The sequence below is a fragment of the Polaribacter sp. 20A6 genome (assembly GCF_011378915.1).
In the GTDB taxonomy this organism is placed as follows: domain Bacteria; phylum Bacteroidota; class Bacteroidia; order Flavobacteriales; family Flavobacteriaceae; genus Polaribacter; species Polaribacter sejongensis.
The window spans coordinates 507,961-527,065 of the sequence record NZ_WTPZ01000002.1 but is presented as its reverse complement, the minus strand read 5'-3'; the positions used below and the strand labels follow the sequence as shown (position 1 = coordinate 527,065).

General features: G+C 31.6%; 18 protein-coding genes. 3 read left to right on the top strand and 15 right to left on the bottom strand.

Going from position 1 to position 19,105, the window contains the following annotated elements; all coding sequences use genetic code 11:
- On the bottom strand, positions 1-2,361 hold the full coding sequence (locus GQS57_RS06110; RefSeq protein ID WP_165731687.1) for a hypothetical protein: 2,361 nt from the start codon (positions 2,359-2,361) through the stop codon (positions 1-3).
- A gap of 191 nt (positions 2,362-2,552) precedes the next feature.
- On the opposite strand from GQS57_RS06110, the gene GQS57_RS06105 reads away from it, so the two are divergent.
- Together GQS57_RS06105 and GQS57_RS06100 are read left to right on the top strand one after the other, a co-directional pair.
- Complete coding sequence (locus GQS57_RS06105; RefSeq protein WP_165731686.1) at positions 2,553-3,530, top strand: class I SAM-dependent methyltransferase; 978 nt, start codon at positions 2,553-2,555, stop codon at positions 3,528-3,530.
- Between the two features lie 46 nt (positions 3,531-3,576).
- Positions 3,577-4,050: a CYTH domain-containing protein gene (locus GQS57_RS06100; protein ID WP_165731685.1), complete on the top strand. Its 474-nt coding sequence runs from the start codon at positions 3,577-3,579 to the stop codon at positions 4,048-4,050.
- Positions 4,051-4,053: 3 nt separating this feature from the next.
- Here GQS57_RS06100 and GQS57_RS06095 read toward each other — a convergent pair whose 3' ends face one another.
- Both GQS57_RS06095 and GQS57_RS06090 read right to left on the bottom strand, forming a co-directional pair.
- Entirely contained in the window at positions 4,054-4,692 is a 639-nt protein-coding gene (locus tag GQS57_RS06095; RefSeq protein ID WP_165731684.1) for a hemolysin III family protein, read from the bottom strand.
- Entirely contained in the window at positions 4,689-5,453 is a 765-nt protein-coding gene (locus tag GQS57_RS06090; protein WP_165731683.1) for a 1-acyl-sn-glycerol-3-phosphate acyltransferase, read from the bottom strand. Before GQS57_RS06090 ends, GQS57_RS06095 begins: the two co-directional genes overlap by 4 nt.
- A 194-nt stretch (positions 5,454-5,647) precedes the next feature.
- On the opposite strand from GQS57_RS06090, the gene trpS reads away from it, so the two are divergent.
- Complete coding sequence (gene trpS / locus GQS57_RS06085; protein ID WP_165731682.1) at positions 5,648-6,616, top strand: tryptophan--tRNA ligase; 969 nt, start codon at positions 5,648-5,650, stop codon at positions 6,614-6,616.
- A 121-nt stretch (positions 6,617-6,737) separates the two neighbouring features.
- Here trpS and GQS57_RS06080 read toward each other — a convergent pair whose 3' ends face one another.
- From GQS57_RS06080 to GQS57_RS06025, 12 genes are all read right to left on the bottom strand, one after another.
- The gene (locus GQS57_RS06080; protein ID WP_165731681.1) at positions 6,738-7,724 is read right to left on the bottom strand and encodes a DUF4837 family protein; all 987 of its coding nucleotides are present in this window, start codon (positions 7,722-7,724) and stop codon (positions 6,738-6,740) included.
- A gap of 185 nt (positions 7,725-7,909) precedes the next feature.
- Positions 7,910-9,178, bottom strand: coding sequence for a lytic transglycosylase domain-containing protein (locus tag GQS57_RS06075; RefSeq protein ID WP_165731680.1), 1,269 nt, complete (start codon positions 9,176-9,178; stop codon positions 7,910-7,912).
- Positions 9,179-9,186: 8 nt separating this feature from the next.
- Positions 9,187-9,948, bottom strand: coding sequence for an exodeoxyribonuclease III (locus tag GQS57_RS06070; RefSeq protein WP_165731679.1), 762 nt, complete (start codon positions 9,946-9,948; stop codon positions 9,187-9,189).
- Between the two features lie 47 nt (positions 9,949-9,995).
- The gene (locus tag GQS57_RS06065; RefSeq protein ID WP_165731678.1) at positions 9,996-10,226 is read right to left on the bottom strand and encodes a hypothetical protein; all 231 of its coding nucleotides are present in this window, start codon (positions 10,224-10,226) and stop codon (positions 9,996-9,998) included.
- A 1-nt stretch (position 10,227) separates the two neighbouring features.
- Entirely contained in the window at positions 10,228-10,881 is a 654-nt protein-coding gene (locus GQS57_RS06060; RefSeq protein WP_165731677.1) for a 3-oxoacid CoA-transferase subunit B, read from the bottom strand.
- A gap of 146 nt (positions 10,882-11,027) precedes the next feature.
- Positions 11,028-11,729 (bottom strand): CoA transferase subunit A, encoded by a 702-nt coding sequence (locus tag GQS57_RS06055; RefSeq protein WP_165731676.1) that lies wholly within the window; start codon positions 11,727-11,729, stop codon positions 11,028-11,030.
- A gap of 135 nt (positions 11,730-11,864) precedes the next feature.
- The gene (locus GQS57_RS06050) at positions 11,865-14,129 is read right to left on the bottom strand and encodes a penicillin-binding protein 1A (RefSeq protein ID WP_165731675.1); all 2,265 of its coding nucleotides are present in this window, start codon (positions 14,127-14,129) and stop codon (positions 11,865-11,867) included.
- 8 nt (positions 14,130-14,137) lie between these two features.
- On the bottom strand, positions 14,138-14,632 hold the full coding sequence (locus tag GQS57_RS06045; RefSeq protein ID WP_165731674.1) for a gliding motility lipoprotein GldH: 495 nt from the start codon (positions 14,630-14,632) through the stop codon (positions 14,138-14,140).
- Positions 14,610-16,163 carry a regulatory iron-sulfur-containing complex subunit RicT gene (gene ricT / locus GQS57_RS06040; RefSeq protein ID WP_165731673.1) on the bottom strand — a complete coding sequence of 518 codons (1,554 nt, stop codon included), beginning with the start codon at positions 16,161-16,163 and terminating at the stop codon, positions 14,610-14,612. Before ricT ends, GQS57_RS06045 begins: the two co-directional genes overlap by 23 nt.
- Positions 16,164-16,536: 373 nt before the next feature.
- Positions 16,537-16,767, bottom strand: coding sequence for a ferredoxin (locus GQS57_RS06035; protein WP_165731672.1), 231 nt, complete (start codon positions 16,765-16,767; stop codon positions 16,537-16,539).
- Complete coding sequence (locus GQS57_RS06030; protein ID WP_165731671.1) at positions 16,767-18,014, bottom strand: peptidase U32 family protein; 1,248 nt, start codon at positions 18,012-18,014, stop codon at positions 16,767-16,769. Before GQS57_RS06030 ends, GQS57_RS06035 begins: the two co-directional genes overlap by 1 nt.
- Before the next feature lie 4 nt (positions 18,015-18,018).
- Positions 18,019-19,050 carry a rhodanese-related sulfurtransferase gene (locus GQS57_RS06025; protein ID WP_165731670.1) on the bottom strand — a complete coding sequence of 344 codons (1,032 nt, stop codon included), beginning with the start codon at positions 19,048-19,050 and terminating at the stop codon, positions 18,019-18,021.
- Positions 19,051-19,105: the final 55 nt, after the last annotated feature.

The window sequence follows — 19,105 nt, the reverse complement described above, 5'->3', positions numbered from 1 at the left end:
TTAATTTACAATTGCAATTTTAGTAACCCCTGTTTCCGTTGCATCCTCATTAGATAACAACACAATATAAATTCCGGAAGCGACATTAGTACCTGCAAGGTTTTTTTTATCCCAAACTACTTTTCCTCCTTGCAACTCCTGTCCTTCTACCACATTGGTTTCATATACTAAGTTACCGGCAACATCAATTATTTTTACGTTGGTTCCTTTTGGTAAATGTGTACCGTTTCTACCATCAATAGTAACCGTTTCATGATTTTTTAAAGCAGGATTTGGGTAGGCGTAAATATCTGGAATAACATCGCCAAAAGGCGCCACCTTACTATTATAAACTACAATACCTTTGTTGGTTGCAAAATAAACTTTACCGGTACTTTCATCTACCGCTATTTTTACAATTTTATTAGATGGTAATGGCGAATTGTCCATACTAAAATTGGCTAAGGTTGTTTGTCCGTTTGGATTGGTATAAATTACACCACCATTATCTGTACCAAACCATTTATTATCTGCACCATCTACCACAATGCTATTAACCCGTTGATCTCCTAAAAGTCTTTCTCCAAAACCTTCCGCGTTTCCGTTAATAACTACTGCATTTGCATTTGGTGTAGCATCATCAAAAACACCTGATGCATTACTATACATTACCAAACCAGACCTAGTACCAATCCAAACTCTATTACTACCATCCACAGCCACTGCTTCCACATTTGCATCCGGAAGGTTTCCTAAATTTGGTGTAGCAATTAATGCTTTTTTTCTATTTCCGTTCTCATTAAAAACATAGACTCCGTTTGCTCTTGAGCCATACCAAAGACTGTTATTTTTATCTATAGCAATTTCACTTAAACCTGCCCTACTAGCATCTGTTTCTACAGATCGCATATCAAAACTAGTCCAATTTCCACTTGCAGAAAGCTTGTGTAACTCATTATCTACTAAAACATTTGTAACCCATAAATTTCCTTGAGAATCGAGAACAGAAGCACTAACTCTTATAGTTACTCTAACTGGATCACCTGGTTCAATATCTTTTAAAGTACTATTAGATTCATTATAAAATGTTTTTATTTCGTCGTTTTCTAACACTAATAAACCTCCTGTTGCATTCTTATTATTAATAGATGTTACATCAGTATCACCAAAAGAACTTACATATACTTTGTTTTCTGCATTTGGATCTATAGTTATATGATTTAAATCTGTAAAAGGAGCAACTGAATTTAAATTTATATTTTTCCATTTTAATCCATCAGTTTCTTTACTGTTAAAATGACTAATAACACCTATTCTATTTCCAATAGGTCCATAAACATCTGTATAACCACCATAAACAACCCAAACATTATCATTATTCGCAGCAATAGAAAAAACATCATTTTCTACAGGACCTTCTGGATGGATTTCTAAATAATCATCGTTAATAGTATTACTTTGCAAAATGCCAAACTCTGTGGTTGCTAAAAAAATGGTATCATCTTCAAAAAAAGAATTGTTAAGCGTAAAGTTGAAATCTGGTGTGGTGTTAAATTGAAAAGCGGTATTTAAAGCAGTATCAAAAATTACAGAATTTTGACCTAAAGTAACCGTTAAAAAAGAGGCTGAATTTTTAATAGAAATAATGGGTTGAGAAAAATCTCTTATTTCATTTAAACCACTTACATTTATTTCATATAATTTGGATCCGGAAATTGTAAATACCTTATTATTAAACGTTACTAATTCCTTAAAATTATTGCCGTTAAATTGTTGATTCCAATTATTAAAATCTATTAAAGAAGGATCATTTACATTTGCAATATAAATTCCGTCTTCGGTAGCTGCATAAATAACATCGTTTAAAACAGTCGTTGCATTAATCCTTATAGCACTAGAACCCGAACCAATAAAATAGGTGTCTCCAAACTCTAATCTATCAATATCATATACTACAATAGCAAATGGCGTAGACAAATACAGTTTGCCATTATACTCTGTAATATCGTTGATACTTTTCTCTCCAGATTGATTAAAACTAACAATATCCGAAGAAATTGTTATAATACCATCCTCATCTACAACCTCTACCAATCCGTTTTCATAACCAATTACAAGCCTTTTAAAAGCGCTATTATAATGAATAGAACTTGTAGTTTCACCAGACAATCCTTGTACGGAAGACAGTTTTTCAATCTCTTTTGTAACCACATCATACGTAAAAACAGCATTGTCTGATAAGGCATAAATTACATCATCTACCTTCACAAAATCTTTTACATTGTTGTAAGAATAAAAGTCTTCCCAAGAAGCACTATAATCTGTCTGAGCAGAAAATGATACTGAGAAAAATAAGATAGAAAGTATAAAGAGTTTTTTCATCGATTAAGTTTAATATCCCAAAGATATTTCTTTTTTATCATTAAACGTAAACATGCTAGTATTAGTACACTTTTTACCCCTATTTCTAAGATATATTCTAATTTGTTATAAAAAATCTATCTAAAAGAATACTTATAGAGGATGACAGTTTATTTTAAAAAAGTATTTTTGTACTAATTGTAAAATAGAATATGAAACTAATTACTTTAGATGACTTTATAGACACGTATTTTAAAGCAATACAACGAGGTAGCAAGTTTTTCTTTTCTAAATTTACGTTTAACAAAGAAGGTCGAACAAAAAGTGCTTTTGATAATACAGCCTCTATTTCTTCTAACTTTTGGTCTATACCTAAGGTTGTAGAACGGTGGAATCTTTTAATTTCTGGTGATAAAAATGTAGGTTATATTCAATTTATTACGGATGATTTTTTGAAAGACAAAACCAACCTAAGGCTTCTTTCTTTAGGTTCTGGTATTTGCAATCCAGAAATTGAATTGGCTAAAAAAAATACTATTTTTAAAGAAGTTGTTTGTTTAGATATTGCTGACAACTTACTACAAAAAGCAGCGAAAAAAGCAGCAAAAAATGGTCTAACAAACATTAAATTTATTGCTAAAAACATTGATGATTTTGAGTTTAAAGAAAATGATTTTGATGTTATATTCTTTAAAGCTTCTTTACATCATTTTGATAAAATAGACTCTTTATTATCCGGTAGCATACAAAAAGTATTAAAGCCAGATGGATTGCTTATAATTAATGAATTTGTAGGCGCAACAAGGCATCAGTTTTCTAAAACACAAATTACAGCCATCAATGAAGCGTTAAAATCTATTCCTAAGAAATTTAGAACACGGTTTAAAAGTAAGCAACATAAAAATAAATACCGAGGCGTTGGTGTACTTCGAATGATTATAGCAGACCCTTCTGAATGCGTAGATTCTGAGAGTATTATTCCGGCAATTCACAAACATTATAACACCCTTATAGAAAGACCTTATGGAAATAATTTATTGATGAGCACACTTAGAGATATTTCTCATCACTTTTACGAATTAGACACCGAAAAAGAACAAGTTTTAAACAACCTTTTTGCCCTAGAAGACAAGTATCTAAAAGAAAACCAATCTGATTTTGTGTTTGGCATTTATCAGAATAAAAAATAACACTATTTATTACAATACTTAAATTACAGCAAAAAACATCCATTTTATGAGTTTAGAAATAGAAAGAAAATTTTTAGTGAAAAATGACGATTTTAAAAGTGAAAGTTATGCTCAAAAAAGTATTAAACAAGGGTATTTAAATTCTGATAAAAACAGAACTGTAAGAGTTAGAATATCCGATGAAAAAGCTTTTATGACTATTAAAGGAAAATCTAACGCTACAGGAACAACCCGTTTTGAGTGGGAAAAGGAAATTGAAAAATCGGAAGCCGAAAGTTTACTTTTATTGTGCGAACCAAGTATTATTGATAAAACAAGATATTTGGTTAAAGTTGGTGATCACACTTATGAGGTGGATGAATTTTATGGCGACAACCAAGGTTTAACGGTTGCAGAAGTAGAATTAAACTCAGAAACTGAAACTTTTATAAAACCAAATTGGTTAGACCAAGAAGTTACTGGGGATGTAAAATACTATAATTCTAGCATTAGTAAACATCCTTTTAAAGACTGGATTTAAAAACTACAAGTAGTAAATTGCTATAAAATGACTGATACTGCCCAATAAAACAAATACGTGAAAAATGGCGTGGTTATATGGTATCTTTTTAATGGAATATAAAATAGCTCCGATGGTGTAAAAAACTCCTCCACCAATTAATAAATTTAAATTAAAAGTGGGTAAAGCAACCATTAAAGGTTTTATGAAAAACACTACTTGCCACCCCATTAAAAGATACATTGCTGTAGAAATTTTATCGAACCTTCCTGTAAAAAATAGCTTTAAAATAATACCTGTTAAGGCAAAAACCCAAACAGCTATAAACATATACCAACCTAAATCAGAATTTAAAGCGACCAAGCAAAAAGGGGTATAACTCCCAGCAATTAAAGCATAAATAGCCGCATGGTCAAAAATATTTAACCGTCTTCTTTTCTTCGGATTTTTTGCTGCATGATAAAATGTAGAAGCTGCATATAAAACAATTAAACTCAACCCATAAATCACAAAACTTGTAACCTCCCAAAAGTTAGTATAGTTGGATGCTTTTACAATTAAAAAAGGAAAAGCAATAACACTTGCAAGCAATCCTAAACCATGAGACCAAACATTTAAGCGTTCTTCTGTTTCTGAATATCCGGGATTTAATTTTACATTCATTTTGTGCTATTTGTATCTTTCATAAACTTTTTATCATTTGCCAAATCGTTGTAAATGATATTGAATGTTTTGTCTTTTAACTGATCTCTTTCTTTTATAGACAATCCTTTTGTAGCAATAAAATTGTGCTGGCGCACTCTAAAAACTCCCATACCACCTTTAAAAACGTTCCAAGAAAACAACCGTTTACAATCGTAATAAACTTGTGGTACAATTGGTATCTCAAACTCTATAGCTAAACTAAAAGCTCCTTTTTTAAATGGTGCTAAAATTACATCTTCCTCAGGCACTAATCCTTCAGGAAAAATAGCCATACTTACGCCGTTTTGCAATCTCTTTTTAGCCATGCTAAAAACTCTTCTTCTACTTTCCGGATTATTTCTATCTACCATAATAACCACTCGTTTATAAAAAAAACCAAAAACAGGAATTTTAACCAACTCTTGCTTACCAACAAATACAATAGGGTTTTTACTGATGGCAATCAAAACAAAAGGATCCATTAAAGAAGTATGATTGGGGCAAAACATATAACTTTTATTAGGTTCTAATTCTTCATCAAATTGCACATCTAAACGAAACCCCATTCCGTAAATTAGCACTTTAGATAAAACTCTAGCGATTCTCCAAAAAATATGGTAATGCTCTTCTTTAAAAGTAAATAACAATAAAAGTGGTGACATCACTAAAATTGTTACAATCATTAAAAGGTAAAACCACAAGCGCCAAATTAAAAGAAAAGGAATTTTAAGGTACTTCATAGAATCAATAAAAGTTGCTTGATTATTTAAATAGTAATCACTTAAGAGAATAAAGTTACTATCCTAAATGCTACTTAAGAAACAAAAATACTAATATTCTTTTGTTTGATAGGTTTTCTTAAACAAAACCTTATTTTTGTAATTGCAGAGAGTAATGAGAAGCTCTCCATCAAAAAAAAGATAAAAACAATATAATGTCTAGAATTTTAACAGGTGTACAAAGTACAGGAACTCCACATTTAGGAAATTTATTAGGAGCTATTTTACCAGCAATAAAGATGGCAAATAGTCCAGGAAATGAATCTTTTATATTTATTGCAGATATGCATTCTTTAACCCAGATTAAAGATGGAAAAGAATTAAGAGAAAACACGTATAGTGTTGCTGCTACTTGGCTTGCTTGTGGATTAGACATTAATAAAACTATATTTTACAGACAAAGTGATATACCACAAACAACAGAATTAACGTGGTATTTAAGCTGTTTTTTTCCGTATCAAAGACTAACTTTAGCACACGGATTTAAAGATAAAGCTGATAGATTAGGAGATGTTAATGCAGGTTTATTTACCTACCCAATGTTAATGGCTGCAGATATTTTATTATATGATGCAGAGATTGTACCAGTTGGTAAAGATCAATTACAGCATTTAGAAATGACCCGTGATGTTGCTAATAGGTTTAACAATATCGTGGGAGAAACATTGGTTCCGCCACAACCAGGAATACAAGAAAACACAAAATTAGTTCCCGGAATTGATGGTGAAAAAATGAGTAAATCTAGAAATAATCTTATCAATATTTTCTTACCAGACAAAAAGTTAAGAAAACAAGTAATGTCTATTAAAACAGATAGTTTAGGTTTAGAAGATCCTAAAAACCCTGATACCGATAATGTTTTTGCTTTGTATAAATTACTTGCAACCGAAGAACAAACAGCAACCATGAGAGCTAATTACGAAGGTGGTAATTACGGTTATGGTCATGCAAAACAAGCTTTATATGAATTGATTCTTGAGCAATTCTCTCCAATAAGAGACCGCTACAATCATTATATGGAAAATAAGCATGAACTTGATGAGGCTTTAAAAATTGGAGCAGAAAAGGCAACTGTTGTTGCTAACGGTGTTCTAAAAAGAGTGAGAGCAAAAATTGGTTACTAACGGAATAAAATCCGTAAAAAATATATGAGAATTCATTTTTAATTAAATTTGGGTTGAATTACATAAAAAAATCCGAAAGCAGTTGCTTTCGGATTTTTTTATATTTATAAAGTACTTTTATTTATTTAATCTTCATAGATTTTGCAGTTGCTTCCAACTCAAACAAAAATGCTCTTTTATTAACAGAAGGAGCGTAAGTGAACCCTTCAAAAATAATTAATCGGTTGTTCTTTTTATCCACCACTGTATAGTTTAAAAATGGTCCTGCCATAAAATCGTTTTTAACTTCCCACTTCCCTCTAGTTTCATACGCTTTTTTACCATCTATAGTTGCATCAAAGGTAAAAGGAGTATATGCTTTTTCTGTAATCATGTGCATGGTTTCTGGATCTGAACCTGGTATGTATTTCTTTCCAATTCTATTTCTAACAGCTACAATACTATCAGAAACTTGTGTTTCATCATCTAAAGGAACAGAATACACTAAAATATTATTACTTCCTGTTTTTGCAATTCCGCTTGATAAATGCTGACGTAACCATAAAAAATCTCCCGTATCATCTACGATGTTAAATTTATTATTGATGGTTAATGAAATTCCTAAATTTTGAAGTGTTTTAAATTGAGAATCATCTAATTTATTTTTGCGAAACAAATTTTGAAGCATTTTAACATCCGACTCGATAAAGGTTTTAATAATTTCTTCATGATGTTTTTTAAACAAGTTTACAACGCCTTCTTTGTCTTTAGCATACACATAAACAATAGTCTGTGGTTGTGCATAAACATTGTTTCTAACAAAATATTTCTCTTCATCGGCAACACCAATAACCATAATATTTCTACCAGCTTGCATCATCTTTCCAAAACCATTAGGAGCCACTTGAGAAACAGATAAAAGAGGCTCTGGTTGTGGCAAACCGACCATCAATTCTCCAAAAGAATTTCTTATTTCTTTACCAATATCACCAGCCCAATCACTAGCTTTAGTAACTACCATTACTTTGTTTACTTTACCAACAGATGATCGTAAAGTAATTTTATCATTACCTCCACCACATGAGGTAAATAAAACTGTAAATGCAAGTAGCGTAAATATTTTTTTCATGAGTTTAGTTATTTTTATGTTATAAAGTTGGTTCTAACTTCTAAAAGTTTAACACTCCAAATACTGTTCCACTTTTAAAGTATTTCTAAGAAAAACAAAAATGTTTATCAGAAATACTTTACAGCAGGTTTACAATGTATTTTTTCTGTTCTGTTTTAATACTTTACTGTCTCTTTATACAGAGACTATTTCCCTAACTTTTTAGGATAAACAGACAATCTTTGCCCTATTTTTAATCGGCTTGTTTTTAAACTATTCCAACGTTTTAGATCACTTACTCGAACGCCAAATTTATTTGCTATTTTACCTAAAAAATCTCCATTAACTACTCTGTAACGGATACGTTGATCCATTTCGAAATACTTAGGTAAAGGTTTTTCTCTTTGCGCATCATCTGTATCTGCCAAAGCATAAATTTCTTTTTCCTTATCTAAAAACTCAATAATCTTGTTACTTGGTAATATTAAAGCATATTTTTTATCTTCTACAAAAGGAATAATATCCAATTTATAAGACGGATTTAACTCAGACAACACCTCTTCATCAATAGCGATCTTCTCTGAAATTTGATCGAAACTAATGGTTCTTTTAACATGAATTGTATCTGTCTGAAAATTAAAAAACTGCGGAAGTTCAGAATAAATATTATGTTCATTTGCATATTCAAAAATATACATCGTTGCATAAAAAGCAGGCACATAACTTGCAGTTTCTCTCGGCAAATAAGGCCTTATATTCCAATAATTTGTATATCCTCCAGAACGCTTTATTGCTTTTCTTACATTTCCAGGTCCAGAATTGTAAGCTGCTAAAGCTAAATCCCAATCTCCAAAAACAGTAAATAACTGACTTAAATATTTACAAGCAGCAATGGTTGCTTTTACCGGGTCTTGGCGCTCATCTACATAAGAACTCACTTTTAAATCGAACTCTACTCCTGTGCCATACATAAATTGCCACAAACCTGTTGCACCAGCTCCAGACTTAATTTTTGGTCTTAAAGCAGACTCTACAATAGCCAAATACTTCATTTCTAAAGGAATATCATATTGATCTAGATATTGCTCGAACATTGGAAAATAGTATTTTGCTTTTGCCATTAAAGCTGGATAGTATCTTTTACGATGCAATAAATAACTATTAATTACTTGTTCTAAAGAAGGATTAAACGCTAAATTAAAAGGCGTTTTATTATTTAAAGCAGTAAGACGTAATTTTAATAAATCTGTTGTTAAAACAGTGCTTGTGTTTCCTATAATATCTATATCATTTATTACATAACTTAACGAATCTACTAAAGCCGAATTAAATTTTTCATCAACTAATAAGCTATCAATTGCATCTAAATCAGCATCAGAAAAAAAACTTTTTCTAACAGGCTCTTTTAAGGTGTCTTTTTTTATTTGAGAAAAAATAGTACTAGTAAAAAGGAGGAATATAATTAATTTATTCATGTTTTGTTTTAAATGTCAAGTTCTACTGCAATTGGGCAATGGTCAGAATGTTTTGCTTCTGGTAAAATATAGGCTCTAGAAATTTTTTCTTTTAAAGGTTCTGAAACCATCGCATAATCTAAACGCCAACCTTTATTATTTGCTCTAGAATTTGCCCTGTAACTCCACCAAGAATATTCTTGTTTTTCTTGATTTAAAAAACGAAAACTATCTATAAATCCGTTCTTAATAAATTCACCAATCCATGTTCTTTCTACTGGTAAAAAGCCAGAAACATTTTTCATTTTTGGATTGTGAATATCAATTTCTTCATGACAAATATTATAATCTCCACAGATTACTAAATTCGGAATTTCGAGTTTTAAATTATTGATGTATTCTTGAAATTCATCCATGTATTTAAACTTAAAGTCTAATCTTTCAGAATTAGTACCAGAAGGTAAATACAAGCTCATTACAGAAACACCATCGAAGTCTACACGTAAATTTCTACCTTCAAAATCCATAGATTCAATTCCAGTTCCATACTCAATATGATTTGGTTTTTCTTTACAAAAAATAGCTACAGAAGAGTATCCTTTTTTCTGTGCAGAAAACCAATAATGATATGGGTAACCTGCATTTTCAAAATCGGTAAGATCTAATTGTTCTTTATGTGCTTTGGTTTCTTGTATGCAAATTACATCTGGATTTGCGGCTTCTAACCAATCTAAAAATCCTTTTTTTAATGCGGCTCTAATTCCGTTTACGTTGTATGATATTATCTTCATGTATGCTTTTTAATTTCCTGATAAAGGAAAACACTCTTATTTTTAATTTATTGTTCTAGCACTATTGGATCCTTTAAAAATATCCAAGTAATCTGCTTTTTTTTTCCTGTTTGAGTTAGAATTATTTTTTTTCTTGGCGATATTATAAATGCTAAAACGGCACAAATACCTCCTTTTAAAAGGAAGTTATCCATTGTATATAATTGATCAAAAATGAACATAAATACTACAATAAGAATTGGATAAATTAACCAATATGTTTTCTTAAATAAATTCATTTTAAAACTTCATTTCTGGTATTTCTCCATTAACTACCAATGTTCCTTCTGTTGCATTCTTAATATCTTCTACAGAAACACCAGGAGCTCTTTCTAACAAGTGAAACACATTATCTCTTACTTCTAAAAATGCTAAGTTTGTTACTATTTTTGTTACACAACCAACTCCCGTTAAAGGCAAAGAACATTTCTTTAAAATTTTAGACTCACCACGTTTATTGGTGTGCATCATGGCAACAATAATATTTTCTGCAGATGCAACTAAATCCATTGCGCCTCCCATTCCTTTTACCATTTTACCCGGAATTTTCCAGTTGGCAATATCACCATTTTCTGCAACTTCCATTGCTCCTAATATTGTTAAATCTACATGTTTCCCACGAATCATAGCAAAACTCATAGAAGAATCGAAAAAACTTGCTCCAGGCATCGTTGTAATCGTTTGTTTCCCTGCATTTATAATATCTGCATCCTCTTCACCATCAAAAGGAAAAGGTCCCATTCCTAGAACACCATTTTCACTTTGAAACTCAACCTCAATACCTTCACGGACGTAATTTGCAACCAAGGTTGGAATACCAATACCTAAGTTCACATAAAATCCGTTTTGAACTTCTTGTGCGATTCGCTTTGCGATTCCTATTTTGTCTAACATATTATTAATTTGATGATTAATAGATTTGATAATTAGAAAATGTATTAATTCGATCTCATGTTATTCCTGTAAAAACAGAACTTTATCATTAATTTAAAATTAATACAGTATCGATTCCTGTCTACGCAGGAATAACAAACGAATAATTATTCGCGATTACGCACCGTTCTTTGTTCAATCCTTTTCTCGTAATCTTTACCTTGAAAAATACGTTGTACAAATATTCCAGGAATATGAATATTGTTTGGATCTAGTTCTCCAACCTCAACCATCTCTTCTACTTCAGCCACTGTAATTGTTGCGGCGCCACACATATTCGGATTAAAATTTCTAGAAGTTCCTTTAAAGATTAAATTACCTGCTGCATCACCTTTCCAAGCTTTTACAAAGGCAAAATCGGCTTTAAAAGCAGGCTCTAAAACATACATTTTGCCATCAAACTCTCTGGTTTCTTTTCCTTCTGCAACTTCTGTTCCGTAACCTGCAGGTGTATAAAATGCAGGAAAACCAGCTTGTGCAGCTCTACATTTTTCTGCTAACGTTCCTTGTGGAGTTAACTCTACTTCTAACTCTCCAGATAACATTTGCCGTTCAAACTCATCATTTTCTCCTACATAAGAAGAAATCATTTTTTTGATTTGTTTATTTTGAAGCAATAAGCCTAAACCAAAATCATCTACACCTGCATTATTAGAAATACAAGTAACATTTCTAATATCTAGTTTTACAAGTTCTGAAATTGCATTTTCTGGGATTCCACATAAACCAAAACCACCCAACATAAAAGTCATTCCATTTTTAACGCCTTTTAAAGCATCTTCTACGTTTTTTACCTTTTTATTGATCATAATGTTCGTGTTTTAGAGCTTCCCGACTATGCGCGAAGTGACATTCTTGTAATTTACTAAAAAATAAATTTAGCACAAAATAAAGAATTTATTGAAATAAAGAATCTCCTAAAAACTTAGGAAACTCTTTCTATACTAAAAATCGGTATCTACATCTATAGGAGTATCCTCATCATCAGATGTATCATTACAGTCGATATTGATTGATAAATTAGCTGGTTTTTCAAAATCTTCCTTACTCACATTTAACGTTTCATCTGCATATACTTTTTGCATATATAATGCCCAAGAAGGTAAAGCCATTGTAGCCCCTTGTCCTTTTGCAATACCTGCAAAATGAGTTGCTCTATCTTCTCCACCAGTCCAAACACCTGTTGCTAAATTAGGTACAATCCCCATAAACCAACCATCTGATTGATTTTGAGTAGTCCCTGTTTTACCAGCAATTGGATTTTTAAATCCATAAGGATTACCTGTAATATAATCTGCTCTTTTCCAAGTCAAACGTAAACGAACACCAGAACCAGATTGGGTAACTCCCTTTAATAAATCTAACACAACGTAAGCAGATTCTTCGCTTAAAACTTCTTTCGTTTCTGGTGTAAATTCTTCTAAAACAGTTCCATTTTTATCTTCGATTCTTGTTAAAATCATTGGTGCAACTCGTAAACCTTGATTTGCAAATGTAGAATAGGCACTTACCATTTCTAATAATGATAAATCTACGGCTCCTAATGCAATAGAAGGGTTTGCAGGGATATCACTTTCTATACCAGCAGATTTTGCTAAACGCACTACATTTTCTGGACCAACCATATCTATTAATCTTGCAGACATTGTATTTACAGAACCCGCTAAACCATCTTTTAAACTTAGCATTCCACCATACTTTCTACTTGCATTTTCTGGAGTCCAGGCTTTAGGTATTCCATATTTTCCTTTTGGAATTGTATAAGGTATGTTTGGAAACTCATCGCAAGGAGATAGTTTTAATTGATTAATTGCAGCAGCATATACAAATGGCTTAAAGGTAGAACCTACTTGCCTTTTCTGTTGCGCAACAGCATCATATTTAAAATGTTTGTTATTAACACCTCCTACCCAAGCTTTAATATGACCAGATTGTGGCTCAATAGATAACAATCCAGCACGTAAAAAGTATTTATAATATCTTACAGAATCTATTGGAGACATAATAGTATCAATATCACCTTTCCAAGAAAAAACACTCATTTCTGTTTTTGTTTTGAAAACTTCATCAATATACTTATTAGATTTTCCTGCAATTTTTAATCGCTTATATCTATCTGAGTTTTTCTTAGCTCTTTCTAAAATTCTGTTAATTTCAGATTCTTTTATATCATAAAAAGGTGCTGTTTTGTTTCTTTTTTGTTCTGTAAAAAAGTAAGACTGTAAATTAGACATATGTTCTTCAATAGCTTCTTCCGCATATTTTTGCATTCTAGAATCTATAGTTACATAAATCTTTAAACCGTCTCTAAAAATATTGTATTCTTCTCCATTTGGTTTCGGATTTTCCTCTACCCATTTTCTTAAATATTTTTGTAAATACGTTCTAAAATAAGTTGCAGAACCATCACTATGTCCTTCTTTATGAATATCTAAACCTAAATCTAATGCCTGTAAAGAATCTTTTTCTTGTTCTGAAATAAATTCGCTACGGTTCATTTGTTTTAACACAACATCCCTACGATTTTTTACACGTTCAGCTCTTCTTAAAGGATTAAATAGTGATGCATTTTTTAACATCCCTACCAACATTGCAGATTCTTGCACCTCTAATTCTTTTGGTTCTTTACCAAAATAAATACGAGCTGCAGAACGAATACCAACTGCTTGGTTTATAAAATCGTACTTATTTAAGTACATTGTAAGAATTTCGTTTTTAGTATACTGTCTTTCTAATTTTGTAGCAACCACCCATTCTTTTACTTTTTGACCAACTCTTAGAAAGATATTTCTAGAAGCTCTACCAGTAAATAACATTTTTGCTAATTGCTGTGTAATTGTACTAGCACCTCCACTTCCGGGTTTTAAGATAGCTCTTGCAGTTCCTTTAAAATCGATACCAGAATGCTCAAAAAAACGTTCATCTTCCGTTGCTACTAATGCTTTTATTAAATTATCTGGTAAATCAGTAAATTTAATAGGTGTTCTATTTTCTGTAGCATATTTACCCAATGTTTTACCATCTGAAGAAATAATTTCTGTAGCTAAGTTATTTTCTGGATTCTCTAACTCTTCAAACGTTGGTAATTTTCCTAAACCACCCCAAGAAGCAATTAAAAACAATAATAATATTGATGCAAATCCACCTAGGACTAGCAACCAAAACCATTTAATATATTTTTTAAAATCTGTCGTTTTCTTCTGTGTCATTTTCTAATTTAATTTTCTATGCTAAAACCAACATCCTGAATTCCTTTTAAAAATTCAATTGGTTTTACTTCTCCATTTTTACGCATTGCATGGCGCACATTAAATGTATAATTTCCAGAAACTGGAAATGCCTTTTTTTCTTTATAAAATAATTTATTTTCTTTAATCTCTGTAAAACCAACACCTAAAAAACGTCCTGTTTTATCTGCCATTTCGTATTGTAAAGTATCTACAACCTTTGTTTCATTAGGAAAAACAAGCTCTGTAATAAGGTACAAATTACTATAGGCATACTCATTATTATTTCTAATATTGATAAATAGATTTTTTGGAGAAATAGTGTCTTTTACATCAAACTCAAAAAATATTTTCTCATTCGCTTTCCAACCATCATTATCTATTGATTTATATAGATTAAAATCTGATTTATCATCACAAGAAAACAGCAATAAAAGAGATCCTAAAACAATTAAAAAAGGATTACTTTTCAGAATTGTTGTCATTTTTAGGGTTATTATTTTTACGGTTTCTATTATTTCTTCTTGGCTTATTTACCTTTTTAACTTCACCTTCTGGCTTTTTTATATCCTTAGATTCTCCTTCAGGTTTCTTTACATCTCCTTGAGGTTTCGGTCTGGGTTTTCTTTGTGGCCTTGGTTTAGGCTGAGTGTTTGCATTAGCCTTCTGATTTGGGTTTGCATTTGCATTCGGATTCAGTTTGGCTTTAGGCTTCTGATTTGGATTTGTATTTGGTTGTTTCTTAGCCTGTGGCTTTCTTTTCTGATTTGGGTTCGGCTTTTGACTGGTTGTTGCCTTTTGGTTAGGGTTTGGTTTTTGATTTGGGTTAGACCTTGTCCTTGGCTTATTGGTATTATTATTAGCAACTGCCACCGGTTTTTTCTTATTTCTTCTCTTACGATTGCTTGTTTTAGGAGCATCAAAACGCGTTAAACTATCTTGCCCAACAGCATCTTCGAAATCTACTTTTACAGGGATTTCTACATCCGCTTCATATTCTTCTAACGAAATAGATTTTTCATTATTTTTATTAAGCGCTATGATTTCTAAAACTTGTTCTAACGTAAGTCTAAACCATTTAAAACGTTCTTCTTTGTAAGTATACCAAAGATGGTTCTTAAAAATATCCATCTTTACAAAAACAGCATCTCCTTTTTCGGTTTTTAATACCAAATCTTGTTTCGGAAATGATTTTAAAGCATCTAAATACGTGTCTAATTCAAAATTTAAACAACACTTTAGTTTACCACATTGTCCTGCTAACTTTAGCGGATTTAAAGATAATTGCTGATAACGTGCCGCAGAGGTTGTTACTTTTCTAAAATCTGTTAACCAGGTAGAACAACATAATTCTCTACCACAAGAACCAACACCACCTAAACGAGCAGCTTCTTGTCTTGCACCTACTTGTTTCATTTCTACACGAATAGAAAATGCACTTGCTAAGTCTCTAATTAACTGTCTAAAATCTACTCTTGTATCTGCCGTATAATAGAACGTAGCTTTGTTTCCATCACCCTGATATTCTACATCAGACAATTTCATTTGTAAACCTAAACGACCTAGAATTTCTCTTCCTTTTCTTTGCGTTTCTTCTTCTTTCCCTCTTGCCTCTTGCCAAATATCGATATCTCTCTGACTCGCTTTTCTGTAAATTTTCTTTACATCTTCATGATCTGCGGTAATTTTGCGTTTTTTCATTTGCACTTTTACCAACTCTCCTGCCAGAGAAACCGTACCAATATCATGTCCTGGAGATCCTTCTACCGCCACAATATCTCCCATAGTGATGGGTAAATTATCTGGGTTTGTATAAAAATGTTTCCTTCCGTTTTTAAAACGGACTTCAAAAATATTAAATCTTTCTTGTCCGCTTGGTAACGTCATGTTAGACAACCAATCAAAAACGGCTAGTTTATTACTACCACTTCCGCAGGTTCCTGACCCACAATTACCATTACTCTTGCAACCTTTTGGTACTCCATTTTCTGTTGTACCACAACTTCCACATGCCATGTAAGTATATATATTTTTATAGTTGATAGTCTTTAAAGTTTATTATTAGCAGCAAATCCACTAAAAAAATCGCTATAAAACCTAAAAACCTCTTGGTTCATAAATTGATTATCAAGCAGATACTAACACACCGCCTCATCTTCACTAATTCGTAAATATACGCATTCTCAAAGAATGAAAAAATAGCTTTATGAAAGTTAACAAAACTAGTTTTTAATTTATTGATACTTCAAATGTAGTCTGAAAAATTGTTTACTTCTTAATCCGTTTAGTATTTGCATGGGTTTAATTAGTATTCGTATAAAAACCTCTTTTTTTAACAAAAAAAAAGCCCTCAATAGATGAGGACTTTATTTTAAAACTTATGTAATTCTTAAACTTGCTTTACTTCAATAATTTTTACAGGACACGCTTTTTTTGCTTCTAAAGAAGGATAAAAAATAGATTCGTCAAAAGATTTTATAGTGAAAAAACCTTTCTTTTCTATGGAATGTAACAACACAGATTTTCCGTCTTTTTTTGACATCTGAAACTGACTTGGAGCAACTTCTACACAGTAATTACAACCAATACATTTGTTTCTTTGTAATGTAATTACCACCATTAGTTCTGTGCGAATTCTGTTTTTACAATCTTATATAACTTATCAGATCTTCTAATTTTAAAGTCTAATTTCATGGTAAGCTCATCTCCTTTAGTTGCTTTTTCAGCCGCAACATCATTTACAAACATTTGTTTCACTTCCATTTCTTGTGCTCCTGTTGTTGGACCAGTAATTAAAATGGTATCTCCCAAAGCAACATCATAGGCATCAATTTTAAACTGACCGATTTTTGCTTTGTCAAAATAATGTTCTCCTTTCCCTAAGTAGACTTTCTTTTGCGTTGCATGAGAACCAGATTCTTTACTCCATTCTCCTAATTTCTGACCTAAATAATAACCATTCCAAAAACCACGATTGTAGACTTTCTCTAGCTCTTGCATCCAAGAAATTACTTTTGCTTTATCGTAGGTTCCGTTTGCCAAACTATCAATAGCATCTCTGTAACATTTAATTACTTTGGCAACATATTCTGGTGCTCTTCCTCTACCTTCAATTTTTAAAACTTTGATTCCTGCATCTGCAACTTGGTCTAAAAAATCGATGGTACACAAATCTTTTGGAGACATTATGTATTCATTATCTAACTCCATTTCGAAACCAGTTTCTTGGTCTATAACCGTGTATTTTTTTCTGCAATTTTGTTTACAAGCACCTCTGTTTGCTGATGAATTATGCGAATGCAAGCTCATATAACATTTACCAGAAACCGCCATACACAAAGCACCATGACCAAAAATTTCAACTTCAACCAACCTACCCGAAGGTCCTTTTATTTGATCTTTCTCAATTGCTTCTGTAATCTTTTTTACTTGTCGTAAACTCAACTCTCTACTTAAAACAATAGTATCTGCAAAAAGTGCATAAAACTTAACCGTTTCTATATTTGTAATGTTTATTTGCGTAGAAATATGGACTTCCATTTGCTGTTCTCTAGCCATAGAAATCACCGCTTGATCCATGGCAATTACCGCCGTAATATTTGCTTCTTTTGCGCGTTTTATCAAGGTTTTTACTATTGATAGATCATGATCATAAACTATGGTATTTAATGTAAGATATGTTCTCACATTTTTTTCTGAACATCTTTTAGAAATCTCTTCTAAATCATCTAAAGTAAAATTAACAGAAGCTCTTGCTCGCATATTTAGTTGCTCTACCCCAAAATAAATAGAATCGCAACCATTGTCTAAAGCAGCTTGCATAGATTCAAAATTACCGGCTGGCGCCATTAATTCGATTTTTTGCATGACTTTATTTTTTAAATTTTAAAGATTCAGAGCGACCTTTCTTAAAGATTTTGTTGCTGTTTCCTTTTCCTTTTCTTAATTCCTTTTGCTCCTCAAAAGATAATTGAATTATTTCTTGACAATCTGCAGAACAAGTGTTTTCTGTTCTTTCTGCACATTCATCACATTGAATAAATAATAAATGACATGCTTCGTTTGCACAATTTGTATGCTCATCACAAGCTTTACCACATTGATGACAGTTAGAAACTACATCGTCTGTAATACGTTCAGCTCTTCTATGATCGAATACAAAGTTTTTACCGATAAATTTATTTTCGATACCTTCTTCTTTTACCTGACGTGTGTATTCTATAATTCCGCCTTCTAATTGAAAAACGTTTTTAAAACCTTTGTGTTTGTAATAGGCTGATGCTTTTTCACAACGAATTCCTCCAGTACAATACATCAACAAATTTTTATCTTCTTTGTTGTCTTTTAAATCTTCTTCAATAATATCTAAAGAATCTCTAAATGTATCTACATCCGGAGTTACAGCTCCATCAAAATGACCAATTTCACTTTCGTAGTGGTTACGCATGTCTACACAAACCGTATCTGGGTTTGCTAACATTGCATTAAATTCTGCTGCATTTAAATGCACACCTTTGGCAGTAACATCAAAAGTTTCGTCATTTAAACCATCGGCAACAATTTTGTTTCTAACTTTTACTTTTAACTTTAAAAACGATTTATTGTCTTGCTCTACAGCAACATTTAAACGAATGTCTTTTAAAAAAGAAATACTATCTAATTGGTCTTTTAAAGCGTAAAAGTTTTCTGATGGAACAGATAATTGAGCATTGATCCCTTCGTATGAAACATAAATTCGACCTAAAACATCGAGTTCGTTCCATTCTAAGAATAACTTATCTCTAAATAATTGTGGGTTTTCTATCTTAAAATATTGATAAAAAGAAATTGTTAAGCGGTCTTTGCCAGCTTCGTCTATTAATGCAGCGCGTTCTATTGCGCTTAACTTATTGTACAGTTGCATGCTATACTAATTAGGTTAACGTTTTAAACTGAACTCGTTTCAGTTTTTTTTATAA